Raw genomic sequence first — 17,759 nt, forward strand, 5'->3', positions numbered from 1 at the left:
ATCCGCGCCTATGAAGTTTCCAGGAAGATTTACCAGTGGCGTGCTCATGCTGTTAACCAGCTGCGCGGCGCTGGCGCAAAGTGAATTGGACGTGCGGATCAAACCGTCCAACGATGAACTCAAGGCCAATATAGAAGGTTATATCGGCAGCCTTGGCGATCGTGACGAACAAGCCTTGCTGCGCTTCAGTCGCGGGGCCGAGGAGCAGGCGCGCAAAGCCGCGCAGGCCTTGGGTTATTACCAGCCGCAGATCGACAGTGACGTGAAGGGCGGCGAAAAACCGCGCCTGGTGCTGAACATCGATCCCGGCGAACCGATTCGTCTGCGCAACGTCACCATCCGCGTCGATGGGCCTGCCGCCTCCCTCAAATCCTTTCGTGTGCCGAGCAGTGACACGCTCAAGTCCGGCGCCGTGCTCAACCATGGGCGTTATGAAGACGCCAAACGCCTGATCCAGAACCAGGCCTCGCGCTTCGGCTTTTTCAGTGGCCATTTCACCAGCCAGAAACTTTTGGTCGACCCGCGTGCCGGGGTGGCCGACGTTGAATTGATCTACGACAGCGGCCCGCGTTATGCGCTGGGCAAAGTCAGTTTCGAGGGCGATACGCCGTTCGACGAAGACCTGCTGCAACGCATGGTGCCGTTCAAGGCTGGCGATCCGTATGACTCCGAGCTGATCGCCGAACTCAACCGCGACCTGCAATCGAGTGGCTATTTCGAAGGCGTGCGCGTCGATGCGGCGCCGACGGCGGCGAAAAACGACGTGATCCCGGTTGACGTCAAACTCGACACCCGCAAGCCACGCACCATGGGCCTGGGCCTCGGTTATTCGACCGACGTCGGCCCGCGGATCAAGGCCAACTGGACGCGCCACTGGGTCAACCCGCAGGGCGACAGTTACGGCTGGGAAGCCGAGTTGTCGGCGCCACGGCAGAACGTCGGATTGTTCTATGACATCCCGCTTGACCCGCCGCTGACCGACAAACTGCGCTGGGCCGGTGGTTATCAATACGAAGACATCGACGGCTCGGACACCCTGAGCAAGCTGCTGACGTTTGGCCCGGAATGGCACAGCAAGTTGCCCAGCGGCTGGCAGCGAGTGATCTCGCTGAAATGGCAGCGCGAAGAATATGAACTCGGCGACGACTCCGGCCTGAGTACCTTGCTGATGCCCGGCATCAGTTACTCGTACCTGAAAAGCGACAACCGCATCGACCCGCACAACGGCTATCGCCTGACCTTTGAAAGCAAGGTGGCGAAGGAGGGCCTCGGTTCGGACAACAACCTCTTATATGGCACAGCGTTGATCAAAGGCCTGACCACGGTGTTCGACAACCACCGCTTCCTCGGTCGGGTGCAGGTCGGCGGCAGCGCCACCAATGGTTACAACTCGGTACCGCCGTCCCTGCGTTTCTTCGCCGGTGGCGATCAGAGCGTGCGCGGTTACGACTACCAAAGTCTGTCCCCGGAGAACTCCAAGGGCGACCGTATTGGCGGACGCTACATGGTCGCCGGCAGCGTCGAGTACCAGTATTCGATTGCCGAGAAGTGGCGGGTCGCGACCTTCGTCGACCAGGGCAACTCCTTCAACAAACTCGAACTGCCGAACCTCAAGACCGGGGTCGGTATCGGTGTGCGCTGGGTCTCGCCGGTGGGGCCGATCCGCCTCGACCTGGCCCACGCGCTGGACGACGACGGCGGCATCCGGCTGCACTTTTCCATGGGGCCTGAGCTGTGAAGCGTGGTTTGAAAATTACCGCTCTGGCGCTGTTGGCGCTGGTGTTATTGATCGTACTGAGCATCAGCGCGGTACTCGGGACGCAGGCCGGCAGCCGTTGGGCGCTGAGCCTGGTGCCGGGTTTGAGCGTGGAGAATTTCCAGGGCCGTCTCGGTGGCCAATGGAGCGCCGATCATCTGCTGTGGCAGCAGGACAGCAGTCGCGTCGAGCTGAACAAGGCAATCTTCGCCTGGTCACCGCTGTGCCTGACCCGCATGACTTTGTGCATCGAACAGCTCAAGGCCGATCAGGTCATTCTGCAATTCCCGCCGAGTGAAGAAACCACTGAAAGCGGCCCGATCAAACTGCCGGATCTGCAACTGCCGGTGGCCATCGAACTCGGCGACGTACAAGTCGGCAGCCTGCTGTTCAACGGCAGCGAGCAGCTCAAGGGCCTGCAACTGGCGGCACACTGGACCGCCCAGGGCATGCAGATCGACAGCGTGAAACTGCAGCGCGACGACCTCAGCCTGAACCTCTCCGGCCTGCTGCAACCGACCGGCAACTGGCCGCTGAACATCGCCGGTGACCTGAGCCTGCCGTCCCCAGGCACTGGCCCATGGACGCTGGCGTTGAAAGTCGACGGCGATCTGCTGAAAACCCTCAACCTGCACGCCGACAGCCACGGTTACCTCGACGGCCAGTTGAGCGGCGAACTGCAACCGCTGGCGGAAAACCTGCCGGCCAAGGTGCGTATCACCTCCGAGGCATTCAAACCAAGCGCCGATCTGCCGGACACTCTGCAACTCAATCAACTGGTTTTGACCGGCGAAGGTGACTTGAAAAACGGTTACCAGTTAAACGGCAATGCCACGCTGCCCGCCGATAAAGGCCCGGTGGCGCTGCTGCTCAAAGGCAAGGTCGATGCCAGCGGCGCGCAGATCGCCGGCCTCGACCTGACGGCCAACGATAAGCAAAGCCTCAAGCTCACCGGCAGCGTTGACTGGAGCAAGGGCCTCACGGCTCAGGCCAACATCAACTGGCAGGATTTCCCGTGGCATCGGCTGTATAACGAAATCGACGAGCCGCAAGTCGCCTTGCGCACTTTCACTGGCGAAGTCTCCTACACCGACGGTCAGTACCTCGGTAACTTCGCCGCCGACCTCGATGGACCGGCGGGGGCGTTCAGCCTGAGCAGTCCGTTCAGCGGCAGCCTGAAACAGATCGCCTTGCCGCAATTGAAAATGGAAGCCGGGCAGGGCAAGGCCGAAGGCCATGTCAACGTGCAGTTCGCCGATGGCATCGCCTGGGACACTGCGCTGGATCTCTCTGCGTTGAACCCGGCGTACTGGGTTGCGCAGCTGCCGGGCACCCTGGCCGGCCCGTTGCGCAGCAAAGGCGAAATGAAGAACGAACGCCTGAGCCTCACCGCCGATCTCGACCTCAAAGGCAAATTGCGTGGGCAACCGGCGATCCTGCAAGCCAAGGCTGACGGCGCGGGTGAGCAGTGGAACCTGAATGCCCTGCACATCCGCCTCGGCGATAACAGCATCAGCGGCAAAGGCAGCCTGCAACAGAAACTCACCGGCCAGATCGACATCAAACTGACGCGTCTGGCCCAGCTCTGGCCGCAGCTGCGGGGGCAGGTCACGGGTCAGGTCAACGTTGCCGGTACGCTGAAAGCACCGCAAGGCAAACTTGATCTGCAAGGTTCGCAACTGGCGTTCCAGGACAATCGCCTGCAAAGCCTCAACCTCGACGCCACGCTCGACAGTGCGCAACGAGCGAAGATCGATCTCAAAGGCAGTGGCATTCAGGCCGGCGATACCAATCTTGGCGTATTGACCGCCAGCGCGCAGGGCGACATCAAGAGCCAGAAACTCAACCTCGACCTGCTCGGGCCGAAGTTGAAACTGGCCCTCGGCCTGGACGGCAATCTGGACAAGGGTAACTGGCGCGGTCGTTTGGCCAGCGGCGATATTCAGGCCGGCGGCCAGGACTGGAAACTGCAGAGCCCGGCCAAACTCGAACGCCTCGCCGACGGCAAGATCAACTTCGGCGCGCATTGCTGGATGTCCGGTAATGCCAGCCTGTGCGGTGAAGATCAGCGCCTGCTGCCGGAGCCGAAACTGCGTTACCACCTCAAGCAGTTCCCGATTGAAAGCCTCGCACAATGGCTACCGAAAGACTTCGCCTGGCAGGGCAAGCTCAACGCCGACCTGCAACTGGACCTGCCAGCCAGCGGCCCCAACGGCGTGGTCAGCGTCGACGCCAGCGGCGGCACCTTGCGCATGAAGGAAAAGGATCAGTGGCTGGACTTCCCGTACCAGACCCTGAAGCTCACCAGCAAACTCACACCGAAGCGCGTGGACACCGAACTCAACTTCGTCGGCGGCAAGCTCGGCGAATTGATGGTGCAGGCACAGCTCAATCCGTTGCCGAAAAACAAACCGCTGAGTGGTTCTTTCCGTCTCAGCGGGCTGGACCTTTCGGTGGCGCGGCCGTTTGTGCCGATGGTCGAGAAACTGACCGGGCGCCTCAACGGCAGCGGCACGATATCCGGCGGACTGCTGGCGCCGCTGGTCAACGGCACGGTGAAGCTCAGTGACGGCGAAGTCTCCGGCGCCGAGCTGCCGATGGAACTCAAAGACCTGCAACTGCAGGCGGTGATTGCCGGTGAATCGGTGCGTCTGGACGGCGGCTGGAAGAGTGGCAAGAGCGGGCAGGGCAGCCTGAACGGTAACGTCGCCTGGGGCCAGGCGCTGGTGGTCGATCTGGCGCTCAAGGGCACGCAATTGCCGGTCACCGTTGAACCGTACGCCAAGCTTGAAGTGGCGCCGGACCTGAAAATTTCCATGGCCGGCGATGAGCTGAAGATTGCCGGCAAGGTACAGGTGCCGCGAGGCGAAATCACCGTGCGTGAACTGCCGCCATCGACGGTAAAGGTTTCCGACGACACGATCATCGTCGGCGCGCAGACCGAAGAGGGCAAACCACCGCTGGCGATGAAAATGGACATCGACGTGGTGGTCGGCGAAGACAAACTGAGCTTCGCCGGGTTCGGCCTGACCGCCAACCTGCAAGGTCACGTGCACATCGGCGACAACATGGACACCCGTGGCGAGCTGTGGCTCAACGACGGCCGTTACCGCGCCTATGGCCAGCGCCTGAACGTGCGTCGTGCGCGGCTGCTGTTTGCCGGCCCGATCGATCAGCCGTATCTGGACATCGAAGCGATCCGCCAGACCGACGACGTGATTGCCGGTATCCGCCTGAGCGGCAGCGCCGAGCAACCGACCACGCAAATCTTCTCTGAACCGGCGATGAGTCAGGAGCAGGCGTTGTCGTATCTGGTGCTCGGGCGTCCGCTGAGCACCAACGGCGAAGACAACAACATGCTCGCGCAAGCGGCGCTGGGCCTGGGCTTGATGGGCAGTTCCGGGGTCACCAGCGGCCTGGCCAAAGATCTTGGGATTCAGGACTTCCAGCTCGATACCCAGGGCAGCGGCAACACCACCAGCGTGGTCGCCAGCGGCAACATCTCCGAGAAACTCAGTCTGCGTTATGGCGTCGGCGTGTTCGAGCCAGCCAACACCATCGCGCTGCGTTACAAGCTGAGCAAGAAGGTATATGTCGAAGCCGCCAGCGGTGTCGCCAGTTCGCTGGATATCTTCTACAAGCGCGATTTCTGAGAACGTGGCCAATAGCCGGGTCGTGACGCTGCGATCCGGTTTTTCCAGGATGTATTAGACTCACCGAACCCTCAAAACCTTGCCGGTTGCGCCTATGGTCCGCTTGAGTATGGTCTTGCTCGGTAATGACTTTGTCCGTAACCGTTGGTCGACGCTGGCGCTGACCGGCATTGTCTGGGGCGCGGCCGGGGTGGCGATCTTCATCGATGCGCTGGACGGTGTGCTGTATTTTCCGCTGCATGTCTTTGGCTATCTGCTGTTACTCGAGGCCCTGATTATCCTGCTGGTGCCAGCACCGCAGACCGGCACCGCCGCCGCTTTGCGCAAGGCGCGCGGTCTGGCGTTCCTGCTGCTTGGGCTGCTGATCGTCGACCGGCAACATGTCGCCAGCCTGATTCTGGCAGTGCTGTTCGGTGTGGCGTTTCTGCTCGATGGCGGCTTTCGGCTGGCGGCGGCGGTGGTGGTGCGCTTTGTCGGTTGGCGATTGTCGCTGCTCACCGGATTGTTCGAAATCACCTTTGGCCTGTTCATCCTCGAACCGTATCCGACGTTGTATAAGGGCACGGTGCCTTTCTGCATTGGCATGAGCATCTTTCTTTCGGGCTGCGCGTTGTTGCGCCAGTCACTGCGCTTCAAACACCAGCCACCGTTGGCGAGTCCGGCCTCGGTCGGTGGGCCGGCCCCCAGCACAGCGCTGGTGATCCATGTCTGGACCCCCAGCGGCACCGTCGATGACACTCTGGTGCGCAACCGTCTGCTCAACCGCTATATCGCAGCGGTCGACATCAACGGCGTGATCTCCGCCGGCCACGCGGCGCTGGAATGTGGCCCGGAGATTTACATCAGCCATTACCCGCTGGACGACATCGATCGTTCGGCGGGGGATTTCGTGCGCTTGCTGCGGGCGACGCCGAACAACGATGTCGCCGGGCGGTTTCTGCCTGACTATGCGGGGGAGGTGGCCGACTGGTGCCCGTCTTCGGTTCAGGTCAGTTTTGCTCACTATGACGCCCGGCGGTTGCAGGCGTTCTGGGCTGAGTATCGGCAGAACAGCACATACAATCTCACCAGCCGCAACTGCTCGAGTGCCGTCGCCCACAGCCTCGAAGCAGCCCTTGAAGGGGCGATGAATCGCGGGCATTCGAGCATGCTCGATTTCGCCAGAGTGATACTCAGCCCCGAGTTCTGGGTGGCGGCGCAGGTGCGTAAACGCGCCGAAGTGATGGCCTGGACGCCCGGTCTGGTGCTCGATTATGCACGGGCGTTGCATGCCGCCATCGAGCCGGCACCGCCGGGCTGGCACAGCATGTATGCGGTGATCAAACGCGCTTGCGGTTATGCGCTGACGGCCTTGCGCGGGCGCGAAGTGCATCCCCTCCAGCCGCCATCTGTGCATCCTTCCGACAAATCCTGACCGACGTTACACCCAGTCGCTGCCTTCGCGAGCAAGCTCGCTCCCACATTGATCCATGTATGCATGAGATCCCTGTGGGAGCGAGCTTGCTCGCGAAAGCGTCAGTGCGGGCAACACAAAAACCCAGTCCACTGGTCAACTAATTACAAAGCAACCTAACTATTACGTTGACATTCGCTGCCTAGGCAGTAACATCTCGACATACATTCACTGCCTAGGCAGTTATTAGGTGAGCACATGAAGCATTTCACCCCGGACGAATTCAAACATTGCCATCTCGGCCTGTTGCTCGGCCGTGCCGCGCTGCTCAAGGACCGGATCATCGACACCCACATGGAACCCCACGGCATCACAGCCGCGCAATTCAAGGTGTTGATCATCATGGCCCAGTTCGGCGTCGACACCCCGGCCGAGCTGTGCCGGCATTTGTCGCTGGACAGCGGTTCGATGACACGCATGCTCGATCGTCTGGAGCAGAAAGGCTTCCTTGTTCGCCAACGCAGCGAAGGCGATCGCCGTCAGGTGCAGCTCAAGCTCACCGAGCAGGGCCAGCAACTGGCCGATCGCCTGCCGCACATCGGCGCCGATGCGATGAATGAACTGGCCGGTGCCGTCACTACGGACGAGTTGAAGACCCTGGAATACATCCTCAAGAAAATCCTGCTGGCAGCCGGTGACCCGATCACTATCCAGCGGTTAGGTGAACACAATGAGCGGTAAAACCTTGCGCACCAGCCTGACCCTGGTGCTGTCGGCGATGATCCTCGCCGGCTGCGCCAATTACAGCGGCCTCGACACTCAAGGCAAAAGCCTGGATGCGAAAAGCCTCAACGCCAGCCAGTCCCTCAACGGCGTGACCCTGTCGCCGGCCGCGTGGCCAAAAAGCGACTGGTGGACCAGCCTCGGCGACCCGCAACTCGACGGGCTGATCCGCGAAGCGCTGCACGACAGCCCGGACATGCAGATCGCCGAAGCCCGCGCGCATCAGGCCAGCGCCGCCGCGTATGCCGCCGATGCCGAACGCTATCCGACCCTCGACGCCAGCGCCGGCATCAGCCGTTCGCGCCTGGCCAAGGATCAGGACCCGCGAGGGCAGGGCGATGCCTACGCCACCGTGCGTAACGTCAGCGCCGGTTTCAATTACAACTTCGACCTGTGGGGCGGCCAGCGTGATGCCTGGGAAGCTGCACTCGGTCAGGCTCGCGCTGCCGAAGTCGACCGTCAGGCCGCGCAATTGACCCTCGCCGCCGACGTGGCCCGGGCCTACAGCGATCTGGGTCAGGCGCATATCGTTTACGACCTGGCCAACGACGATCTGAAACGCACCAAACAGATGCTCGATCTGAGCCAGCGCCGCTTGAGTGCCGGGATCGACAGCCAGTACCAGTTCCAGCAAACCCAAAGCCTTGAGGCCAGTTCCGAAGCCAGCCTGATCGACGCTGAAAAACGTCTGAACAGCGCGAAAATCGCCCTGGCCGTACTGCTCGGTAAAGGCCCGGATCGCGGCAACGAAATTGCTCGACCGAAAGTTCTGCAAGCCAGCGCCGTGGCGGTGCCGTCGGTATTGCCGGCGGAACTGCTCGGCCGGCGTCCGGATCTGGTCGCTGCGCGCTGGCGCGTTGAGGCCGCGAGCAAGGACATCGACTCGGCGAAAACCCGCTTCTATCCCAACTTGAACCTCACGGCTTCGGCCGGTGCCGAATCCTTGTTGGGTGACGCGATGTTCGGGTCGGCCAGTCGTTTCTTCAGCATCGCCCCGACCATTTCGGTGCCGATCTTCGACGGCGGGCGCCTGCGCGCCAACCTCGATGCGCGCGACGCCGATTACGATCTGGCGGTGGCGCAGTACAACAAAAGTCTGGTGAAAGCCCTCGGTGATGTCAGCGATACGATCAATCAGTTGCGTGACATCGGCCGGCAGATCGGCGCGCAGCAACACGCCACCGAGATTGCTCAGGATTCTTACAACACCGTCGTCCAGCGTTACGGTTCCGGCATCGGCAACTACCTGGACGTGCTCAGCATCGAGCAGCAATTGCTGCAGGCCCAGCGTCAGCTGGCCAACCTCAATGCCGAGCAGATCGACCTGTCGATTCAACTGATGCAAGCGCTGGGCGGCGGCTTTCAGGGTGAAACCCTGACCGCAGCCAACACCACCCCAGCCACGTCGCACAACTAATTCAGGTATTTGTCATGGCCACTGCCGAAAACACTCAAACTCAAGACAACACCCCCGACACCGGTAATCCACGCAAACGCAAATTCATGCTGCTGGTGCTGGCCGTCGTGGTCCTGCTCGCCGGGGCCGGCGTCTGGGCGTATCACGAATTCATCGGGCGCTTCAACGAAAGCACCGACGACGCCTACGTCAACGGCAACGTCGTGGAGATCACCCCGCTGGTCACTGGCACCGTGGTCAGCATTGGCGCTGACGATGGTGATCTGGTTCACGAAGGTCAGGTGCTGATCAACTTTGACCCGAACGACGCTGAAGTCGGCCTGCAAAGTGCCCAGGCGAAACTGGCGCGTACCGTGCGTCAGGTGCGCGGCCTGTACAGCAACGTCGATGGCATGAAAGCCCAGGTCAACGCGCAACAGGCTGAGGTGCAGAAGGCTCAGGACAACTACAACCGCCGGAAAAACCTCGCTGCTGGCGGGGCGATTTCCCAGGAAGAACTGTCCCACGCCCGCGACGACCTGACCTCGGCGCAAAACGCCCTGGCCAACGCCAAGCAGCAACTGAAAACCACCAGCGCGCTGGTCGATGACACCGTGGTTTCGTCGCACCCGGACGTGATGTCCGCCGCAGCGGATCTGCGTCAGGCGTACCTGACCAACGCCCGCAGCACCCTGATCGCGCCAGTCACCGGTTACGTCGCCAAGCGCACCGTGCAGCTCGGTCAGCGCGTACAGCCGGGCACCGCGCTGATGGCGGTGATTCCGCTGGATCAACTGTGGATCGATGCCAACTTCAAGGAAACCCAATTGCGTGACATGCGCATCGGCCAACCGGTGGACATCGAGTCCGACATCTACGGCAGCAGCGTGAAGTACAGCGGCACCGTCGACAGCCTCGGCGCCGGTACCGGCAGCGCGTTCGCCCTGTTGCCGGCGCAGAACGCCACCGGCAACTGGATCAAGATCGTGCAGCGCGTGCCGGTGCGGATTCACATCAACGCCGAAGAACTGGCCAAGCACCCGCTGCGGGTCGGCCTGTCGACCAACGTTGAAGTGAACCTGCATGACCAGAGCGGTCCGGTGCTGGCCCAGCAACCACCGCAAAAGGCCTCGTTCAGCACCAACGTCTACGACCGCCAACTGGCCGAAGCCGACGCGATGATTGCGCAACTGATCCACGACAACAGCGCTGCGGTGAGCAAGACCGCGCAACGCTGAATCTTCCCCCTGTGGGAACAGGTTCTCAAGGTGATGAGATTTACTGTGGTGAGGGGATTTATCCCCGATGGACTGCGCAGCAGGCCCGGCTTTTCTGAATCAAAGGAGGGGCCGCTTCGCGACCCATCGGGGATAAATCCCCTCACCACAGATGAACTTCCTCATCACAAGGGCCTGTTCCTTATGGGCAACTGCTTCTTTAACAGACGCAGCGTCAACCCGGTTTCATAGGATTCACAATGAGCAATAACGCCTCTTTCACGCCGCCCAGCCTGTTGCTCAGCACCATCGGCCTGTCGCTGGCGACGTTCATGCAAGTGCTCGACACCACCATCGCCAACGTGGCGCTGCCGACCATCTCCGGCAACCTCGGGGTGAGTTCGGAGCAGGGCACCTGGGTGATCACCTCGTTTGCCGTGAGCAACGCCATCGCGCTGCCGCTGACCGGTTGGCTCAGTCGGCGTTTCGGCGAGGTGAAGCTGTTTCTCTGGGCCACCATTCTGTTCGTGCTGGCCTCGTTCCTCTGCGGTATCTCCACCTCGATGCCGGAATTGATAGGCTTCCGCGTGCTGCAAGGCCTGGTGGCCGGGCCGCTGTACCCGATGACGCAAACCCTGTTGATTGCCGTGTATCCCCCCGCGAGGCGCGGCATGGCCCTGGCGTTGCTGGCGATGGTCACGGTGGTCGCGCCGATTGCCGGGCCCATCCTTGGTGGCTGGATCACTGACAGCTACAGCTGGCCGTGGATCTTCTTCATCAACGTACCGATCGGCATCTTTGCGGTGATGGTGGTGCGCTCGCAACTGGCCAAGCGCCCGGTGGAAACCAGTCGCCAACCGATGGACTACGTCGGGCTGATCACGTTGATCATCGGCGTCGGCGCGTTGCAGGTGATCCTCGACAAGGGCAATGACCTGGACTGGTTCGAGTCGAACTTCATCATCATCGGCGCGGCGATTTCGGTGATCGCCTTGGCAGTGTTCGTCATCTGGGAAATGACCGACCAGCATCCGGTGGTGAACCTGCGGTTGTTCGCCTACCGCAACTTCCGCATCGGCACGCTGGTGCTGGTCCTTGGATACGCCGGTTTCTTCGGCATCAACCTGATCCTGCCGCAGTGGCTGCAAACCCAGATGGGTTACACCGCGACCTGGGCCGGTCTGGCGGTGGCGCCGATCGGGATTCTGCCGGTGTTGCTGTCGCCGTTTGTCGGCAAGTACGCGAACAAGTTCGACCTGCGCCTGCTGGCTGGTCTGGCGTTCCTGGCGATTGGCCTGAGCTGCTTCATGCGCGCCGAGTTCACCAACGAGGTGGACTTCCAGCACATCGCTCTGGTGCAGCTGTTCATGGGTATCGGCGTGGCGCTGTTCTTCATGCCGACCCTGAGCATCCTGATGTCCGACCTGCCGCCAAGCCAGATCGCCGACGGCGCAGGCCTGGCAACCTTCCTGCGCACCTTGGGCGGCAGCTTTGCGGCATCGTTGACCACGTGGATCTGGATCCGCCGCGCCGATCAGCATCATGCGTACATGAGCGAAAGCATCAGTACCTTCGAACCGGCGACCCGCGAGACCTTGAACCATTTAGGCGGCGCGAGCCAATCGGCGTACGCGCAGATGGATCAGATCCTCACCAGTCAGGCGTACATGCTCTCCACCGTGGATTACTTCACGCTGCTGGGCTGGGGCTTCATGGGGCTGATTCTGATTGTGTGGCTGGCGAAGCCGCCGTTTGCGGCGAAGGCCGGGCCTGCTGCTTCAGGACACTAAGGTCAAAAGCCCCTCACCCTAACCCTCTCCCGGAGGGAGAGGGGACTGACTGAGGGTTTCTTTCGAGGTCCGCCGACCTGAGCCACCGAGTTGAACTCAGGTTTTGAATAGCATGAAGATCGGCTCCCTTTCCCCCTCGCCCCCCTGGGGGAGAGGGCTGGGGTGAGGGGGGGCGATCTTCAGCCGTGCGGCAGGGCCGGCGGCGGAGCAAAGTCGAACGGTGCCAGGGCATACCCGTTCTCATCCACCTGCAACGCCCAACCCTGACGATCCCAGTCCCCCAGCACAATCCGCTTCGCCGCCTGCTCGCCGAGTTGCAGCTTGTGGATCGCCGGACGATGGGTATGCCCGTGAATCAGGGTTTTCACCGCGTATTGCTGCATGATCCGCGGAATTTCCTCAGGCGTGACATCAACAATGTCATTGGCCTTCATCCGCGTCTGCGCGCGGCTTTCGCTGCGCAGCTTGCGCGCCAGTTTGTGGCGGGTGCTCAGCGGCAGGTGGCGCAGGATGAACAGGGTGATCGGGTTACGCAGGTAGCGGCGCAGCTTCATGTAGGCTTCGTCGCGGGTGCACAGGCTGTCGCCGTGCATCAGCAGCACCGGCTCGCCGTAAAACTGCACGACACTCGGGTCCTTCAACAGGGTGCAGCCGGCTGCTTTGCAGAAGGCCTTGCCGAGCAGGAAGTCGCGATTGCCGTGCATGAGAAAGATCGCCGTGCCGCTGTCGCTCAGTTCGCGCAGGGCCAGGCAGATGGAGCGCTGGAAGGGCGTCATGGCATCGTCGCCAATCCACGCCTCGAAAAAGTCGCCGAGGATGTACAACGCACTCGCCGAGCGGGCGCGTCCGGCGAGCAAATCCAGAAACGCCCGGGTAATGTCCGGGCGCTCCTCTTCCAGATGCAAGTCTGAAATCAGCAATATCACGCTTCGATGATCTCGGCTTTCTCGATGATCACGTCGTCTTTCGGCACGTCCTGGTGACCGGCCTTGGAAGTGGTGGCCACGCCTTCGATCTTGTCGACCACGTCGGTACCGGCAACGACTTTACCGAACACGGCGTAACCCCAGCCCTGAGCGGTCTTGGCAGTGTGGTTGAGGAAGCTGTTGTTGGTGGCGTTGATAAAGAACTGCGCCGAGGCCGAGTGCGGGTCCATGGTGCGGGCCATGGCCAGGGTGTACTTCTCGTTCTTCAGGCCGTTGTCGGCTTCGTTCTGGATGCTGGCGCGCTTGTCTTTCTTTTCCTGCATGCCAGGCTGGAAACCGCCGCCCTGGATCATGAAACCCTTGATCACACGGTGAAAGACTACGTTTTCGTAGTGACCGGCCTTAACGTATTCAAGGAAGTTGGCAACGGTGATCGGCGCTTTTTCAGCGTCCAGTTCGATGACGATGTCGCCGTAGTTGGTGGTCAGTTTGACTTGAGTCATGATCGGTGCTCTTTTTCAATGAAGCGTTTTATAAGGAATTCGTGGGTATTGGGACATTTGCGCCCTATACCGGTTCAGCCCATCGGCCAAGGTGCGCAGTTTAGCGTGACAGGCGCGAATTTCGAGGCTGTTTTTCATATCCCGGCGATTAAATGCGCTCCTTTATAGGCCGCACTCTGTCAGGCCCTTGACAGCATCGGCTATGATAGCGGCTTTGTTTTGTCTGGCCCCCTTTGCGGCCGCGCACATGTAAGTCAAGGATCCTATGAGCAAGCCCACTGTCGACCCTACCTCGAATGCCAAGTCCGGCCCTGCCGTGCCGGTCAATTTCCTGCGGCCGATCATCCAGGCAGACCTGGACTCGGGCAAGCACACCCAGATCGTCACCCGTTTTCCGCCTGAGCCCAACGGCTACCTGCACATCGGCCACGCCAAGTCGATCTGCGTGAACTTCGGCCTGGCCCAGGAGTTCGGCGGCGTCACGCACCTGCGTTTCGACGACACTAACCCGGCCAAGGAAGACCAGGAATACATCGACGCGATCGAATCCGACGTCAAATGGCTGGGCTTCGAGTGGTCCGGCGAAGTGCGCTACGCCTCGCAGTATTTCGACCAGTTGCACGATTGGGCCATCGAGCTGATCAAGGCCGGCAAGGCCTACGTCGACGACCTGACCCCGGAGCAGGCCAAGGAATACCGTGGCAGCCTGACTGAGCCAGGCAAGAACAGCCCGTTCCGCGACCGTTCGGTGGAAGAGAACCTCGACTGGTTTGCGCGCATGCGCGCCGGTGAGTTCCCGGACGGTGCCCGCGTGCTGCGCGCGAAGATCGACATGGCCTCGCCGAACATGAACCTGCGCGATCCGATCATGTACCGCATCCGCCACGCCCATCACCATCAGACCGGTGACAAGTGGTGCATCTACCCGAACTATGACTTCACCCACGGTCAGTCGGACGCCATCGAAGGCATCACCCACTCGATCTGCACCCTGGAATTCGAAAGCCATCGTCCGCTGTACGAGTGGTTCCTGGAAAACCTGCCGGTGCCGGCCAACCCGCGCCAGTACGAATTCAGCCGTCTGAACCTGAACTACACCATCACCAGCAAGCGCAAGCTCAAGCAACTGGTCGATGAAAAGCACGTCAATGGCTGGGACGACCCGCGCATGTCGACGCTGTCCGGCTTCCGTCGCCGTGGCTACACGCCGGCGTCGATCCGTAACTTCTGCGACATGATCGGCACCAACCGTTCCGATGGCGTGGTCGATTTCGGCATGCTCGAGTTCAGCATCCGTCAGGATCTGGACGCGAACGCGCCGCGCGCCATGTGCGTGCTGCGTCCGTTGAAAGTCGTGATCACCAATTACCCGGAAGGTCAGGTCGAAAACCTCGAACTGCCGCGTCATCCGCAGAAAGAAGAACTCGGCGTGCGCCAGCTGCCGTTCGCCCGTGAAATCTACATCGACCGCGATGACTTCATGGAAGAACCACCAAAGGGCTACAAGCGCCTGGAGCCGAACGGCGAAGTGCGTCTGCGTGGCAGCTACGTGATCCGTGCCGACGAAGCGATCAAGGACGCCGACGGCAACATCGTCGAGCTGCGTTGCTCGTACGACCCGGACACCCTGGGCAAGAACCCTGAAGGCCGCAAGGTCAAAGGCGTGATCCACTGGGTGCCGGCGGCTGCCAGCATCGAGTGCGAAGTGCGTCTGTACGATCGCCTGTTCCGTTCTCCGAATCCGGAGAAGGCCGAAGACAGCGCGAGTTTCCTCGACAACATCAACCCTGACTCACTGCAAGTGCTGACCGGTTGTCGTGCTGAGCCATCGCTTGGCAATGCACAGCCGGAAGACCGTTTCCAGTTCGAGCGCGAAGGCTACTTCGTCGCCGACATCAAGGACTCGAAACCAGGTCAGCCGGTATTCAACCGTACCGTGACCCTGCGTGATTCGTGGGGCCAGTGATTTAGCGTCAAGGAAATATAAAGTGCTGACGATCTACAACACGCTCACCAAGAGCAAAGAAGTCTTCAAGCCGCTGGATGGCAACAAGGTGCGCATGTACGTGTGCGGCATGACCGTGTACGACTACTGCCACCTCGGCCACGGCCGCAGCATGGTCGCGTTCGACCTGGTGACCCGCTGGTTGCGCTTCAGCGGTTACGACCTGACCTACGTGCGCAACATCACCGACATCGACGACAAGATCATCAATCGTGCCCGCGAGAACGGTGAGTCGTTCGAAGCGCTGACCGAGCGCATGATCGCGGCGATGCACGAAGACGAAGCGCGCCTGAACATCAAGAAGCCGGACATGGAACCGCGCGCCACGGATCACATTCCGGGCATGCACGCGATGATCCAGACCCTGATCGACAAGGGCTTCGCTTACGCCCCGGGCAATGGCGACGTGTACTACCGCGTCGCCAAGTTCATGGGCTACGGCAAGCTGTCGCGCAAGAAGATCGAAGACCTGCGCATCGGTGCGCGCATCGAAGTCGACGAGTCGAAAGAAGATCCGCTGGACTTCGTCCTGTGGAAAGCCGCCAAGCCGGGCGAGCCGAGCTGGGAATCGCCGTGGGGCGCCGGGCGTCCGGGCTGGCACATCGAGTGCTCGGTGATGTCTACCTGCTGCCTCGGTGAGACCTTCGACATCCATGGCGGCGGCAGCGACCTCGAGTTCCCGCACCATGAAAACGAAATCGCCCAGAGCGAAGCGGCCACCGGCAAGACCTACGCCAACGCGTGGATGCATTGCGGCATGATCCGTATCAATGGCGAGAAGATGTCCAAGTCCTTGAACAACTTCTTCACCATTCGCGATGTGCTCGACAAGTACCACCCGGAAGTCGTGCGTTACCTGCTGGTGTCGAGCCACTACCGCAGCGCGATCAACTACTCGGAAGACAACCTCAAGGACGCCAAGGGCGCACTCGAGCGTTTCTACCACGCGTTGAAAGGCCTGCCGAGCGTTGCTCCGGCCGGCGGCGAAGCCTTCGTCGAGCGTTTCACCACGGTGATGAACGACGACTTCGGCACGCCGGAAGCCTGCGCGGTGCTGTTTGAGATGGTTCGCGAGATCAACCGTCTGCGCGAGAGCGATCTCGACGCGGCGGCCGGTCTGGCGGCGCGCCTCAAAGAACTGGCCAGCGTGCTGGGTGTGTTGCAGCTCGAAGCCGATGACTTCCTGCAGGCCGGCGCCGAAGGGCGTGTCGATGCCGCTGAAGTCGAGGCGCTGATCGCTGCGCGTCTGGCGGCACGTGCCGGCAAGGACTGGGCCGAATCCGACCGCATCCGCGACCAGCTCACCGCCATGGGCGTGGTGCTGGAAGACGGCAAGGGTGGCACGACCTGGCGTCTGGCTGACTGATTGCCTGATCCGCGTTAAAACAAAACCCGCCGAGTGCGGGTTTTGTTTTTTCTGGCGGGGCCTTAGCTCAAGGCCCCGGTGCTGACCGCGACGATCAGGAAAATCCCCAGCACCGCGCGGTAGATGACGAATGGCCAGGTGGAGAATTTCTCCAGAAAACGCATCAGGCCCCAGATCGCGAAGAACGCCGAGATGCTGGCAATCACCAGACCGAAAATCAGGTGTCCCCAAACGGCTGCTGGAAGGTCGGCGTGGAACAACACCCACAACTCTTTCAAACCGGCGAGGGCGATGGCCGGCAGCCCGAGCAGGAACGAGAACCGCGCCGCTTCTTCACGCTTGAAGTTGAGAAACAACGCCGCCGTCAGCGTTGAGCCGGAGCGCGACACCCCAGGAATCAGCGCGCCAATCTGTGCGATGCCGACGATCAGCGCGTCGCGCAGACGCATTTCGTCCACGCTGCGCCGATGGCGGCAGGTGAGTTCGGCAGCCGCCAGCAGCACCGCCATGACCACGCAGGAAATCCCGATCACCATCAGGCCGCGAAGGGGCGAGTTGCAGGCGTTGAGTGTCGATGACAAAGCTATACCGGCGATGCCGATGGGGATGGTCGCCAGCACGATGGCCACCGCGAGGATGAACCAGCGATTGTTGAAATCCCGTTGGCGCACCGCATCGACGCTGCCGCCGACCACTTGCCGGACATCGCGCCAGAAATAACTGACCACCGCCGCCAGTGCCGCCAATTGCATCGCTGCAGAAAACGCCGAGCCGGGATCCGGCCAGCCGAGCAGGGCCGGGACGATGCGCATATGCGCGGTGGAGGAAACGGGCAGCAACTCGGTGATGCCTTGAATGATGCCGAGGAAGCCGATCTGCAGGTAGTCCAGCGAAGCGAAGCCGATATCGAGGCCGGTGGAACAGATGTTGGTCAAAGCACTTATCCTGTGAAAATCAGGAGGAGGGAGGTG

At 61.3% G+C, this 17,759-nt stretch carries 12 protein-coding genes; 9 read left to right on the top strand and 3 right to left on the bottom strand.

The window, feature by feature from the left end; all coding sequences use genetic code 11:
• Positions 1-10: 10 nt before the first annotated feature.
• From E3Z29_RS13350 to E3Z29_RS13380, 7 genes are all read left to right on the top strand, one after another.
• Positions 11-1,738, top strand: a complete 1,728-nt coding sequence (locus E3Z29_RS13350; RefSeq protein WP_134785984.1) for an autotransporter assembly complex family protein — start codon at positions 11-13, stop codon at positions 1,736-1,738.
• A complete protein-coding gene (locus E3Z29_RS13355; RefSeq protein ID WP_134785985.1) occupies positions 1,735-5,409 on the top strand; it encodes a translocation/assembly module TamB domain-containing protein in 3,675 nt (1,224 codons plus the stop codon). The genes E3Z29_RS13350 and E3Z29_RS13355 overlap by 4 nt, the downstream gene beginning before the upstream one ends.
• A gap of 94 nt (positions 5,410-5,503) precedes the next feature.
• A complete protein-coding gene (locus E3Z29_RS13360; protein ID WP_134785986.1) occupies positions 5,504-6,823 on the top strand; it encodes a DUF308 domain-containing protein in 1,320 nt (439 codons plus the stop codon).
• 237 nt (positions 6,824-7,060) lie between these two features.
• Positions 7,061-7,543: a MarR family winged helix-turn-helix transcriptional regulator gene (locus tag E3Z29_RS13365; protein ID WP_134785987.1), complete on the top strand. Its 483-nt coding sequence runs from the start codon at positions 7,061-7,063 to the stop codon at positions 7,541-7,543.
• Positions 7,533-9,002, top strand: coding sequence for an efflux transporter outer membrane subunit (locus tag E3Z29_RS13370; RefSeq protein WP_134785988.1), 1,470 nt, complete (start codon positions 7,533-7,535; stop codon positions 9,000-9,002). The genes E3Z29_RS13365 and E3Z29_RS13370 overlap by 11 nt, the downstream gene beginning before the upstream one ends.
• 14 nt (positions 9,003-9,016) lie before the next feature.
• Positions 9,017-10,219, top strand: a complete 1,203-nt coding sequence (locus E3Z29_RS13375; protein ID WP_134785989.1) for an efflux RND transporter periplasmic adaptor subunit — start codon at positions 9,017-9,019, stop codon at positions 10,217-10,219.
• 239 nt (positions 10,220-10,458) lie between these two features.
• On the top strand, positions 10,459-11,988 hold the full coding sequence (locus tag E3Z29_RS13380) for a DHA2 family efflux MFS transporter permease subunit (protein WP_047597558.1): 1,530 nt from the start codon (positions 10,459-10,461) through the stop codon (positions 11,986-11,988).
• Between the two features lie 179 nt (positions 11,989-12,167).
• Here the strand turns inward: E3Z29_RS13380 and lpxH are convergent, their stop codons facing one another.
• Both lpxH and E3Z29_RS13390 read right to left on the bottom strand, forming a co-directional pair.
• Entirely contained in the window at positions 12,168-12,914 is a 747-nt protein-coding gene (gene lpxH, locus E3Z29_RS13385) for a UDP-2,3-diacylglucosamine diphosphatase (protein ID WP_134785990.1), read from the bottom strand.
• A complete protein-coding gene (locus tag E3Z29_RS13390; RefSeq protein WP_134785991.1) occupies positions 12,911-13,417 on the bottom strand; it encodes a peptidylprolyl isomerase in 507 nt (168 codons plus the stop codon). The genes lpxH and E3Z29_RS13390 overlap by 4 nt, the downstream gene beginning before the upstream one ends.
• Before the next feature lie 265 nt (positions 13,418-13,682).
• Here E3Z29_RS13390 and E3Z29_RS13395 point away from each other — a divergent pair, with 265 nt between their 5' ends.
• Together E3Z29_RS13395 and cysS are read left to right on the top strand one after the other, a co-directional pair.
• A complete protein-coding gene (locus E3Z29_RS13395) occupies positions 13,683-15,383 on the top strand; it encodes a glutamine--tRNA ligase/YqeY domain fusion protein (protein WP_027614640.1) in 1,701 nt (566 codons plus the stop codon).
• 22 nt (positions 15,384-15,405) lie between these two features.
• Positions 15,406-16,788, top strand: a complete 1,383-nt coding sequence (gene cysS, locus E3Z29_RS13400) for a cysteine--tRNA ligase (protein WP_134785992.1) — start codon at positions 15,406-15,408, stop codon at positions 16,786-16,788.
• Between the two features lie 62 nt (positions 16,789-16,850).
• Here the strand turns inward: cysS and uppP are convergent, their stop codons facing one another.
• Positions 16,851-17,723 carry an undecaprenyl-diphosphatase UppP gene (gene uppP / locus E3Z29_RS13405; protein ID WP_134785993.1) on the bottom strand — a complete coding sequence of 291 codons (873 nt, stop codon included), beginning with the start codon at positions 17,721-17,723 and terminating at the stop codon, positions 16,851-16,853.
• Positions 17,724-17,759: the final 36 nt, after the last annotated feature.

The organism is Pseudomonas sp. S150, from assembly GCF_004526365.1.
In the GTDB taxonomy this organism is placed as follows: domain Bacteria; phylum Pseudomonadota; class Gammaproteobacteria; order Pseudomonadales; family Pseudomonadaceae; genus Aquipseudomonas; species Aquipseudomonas putida_A.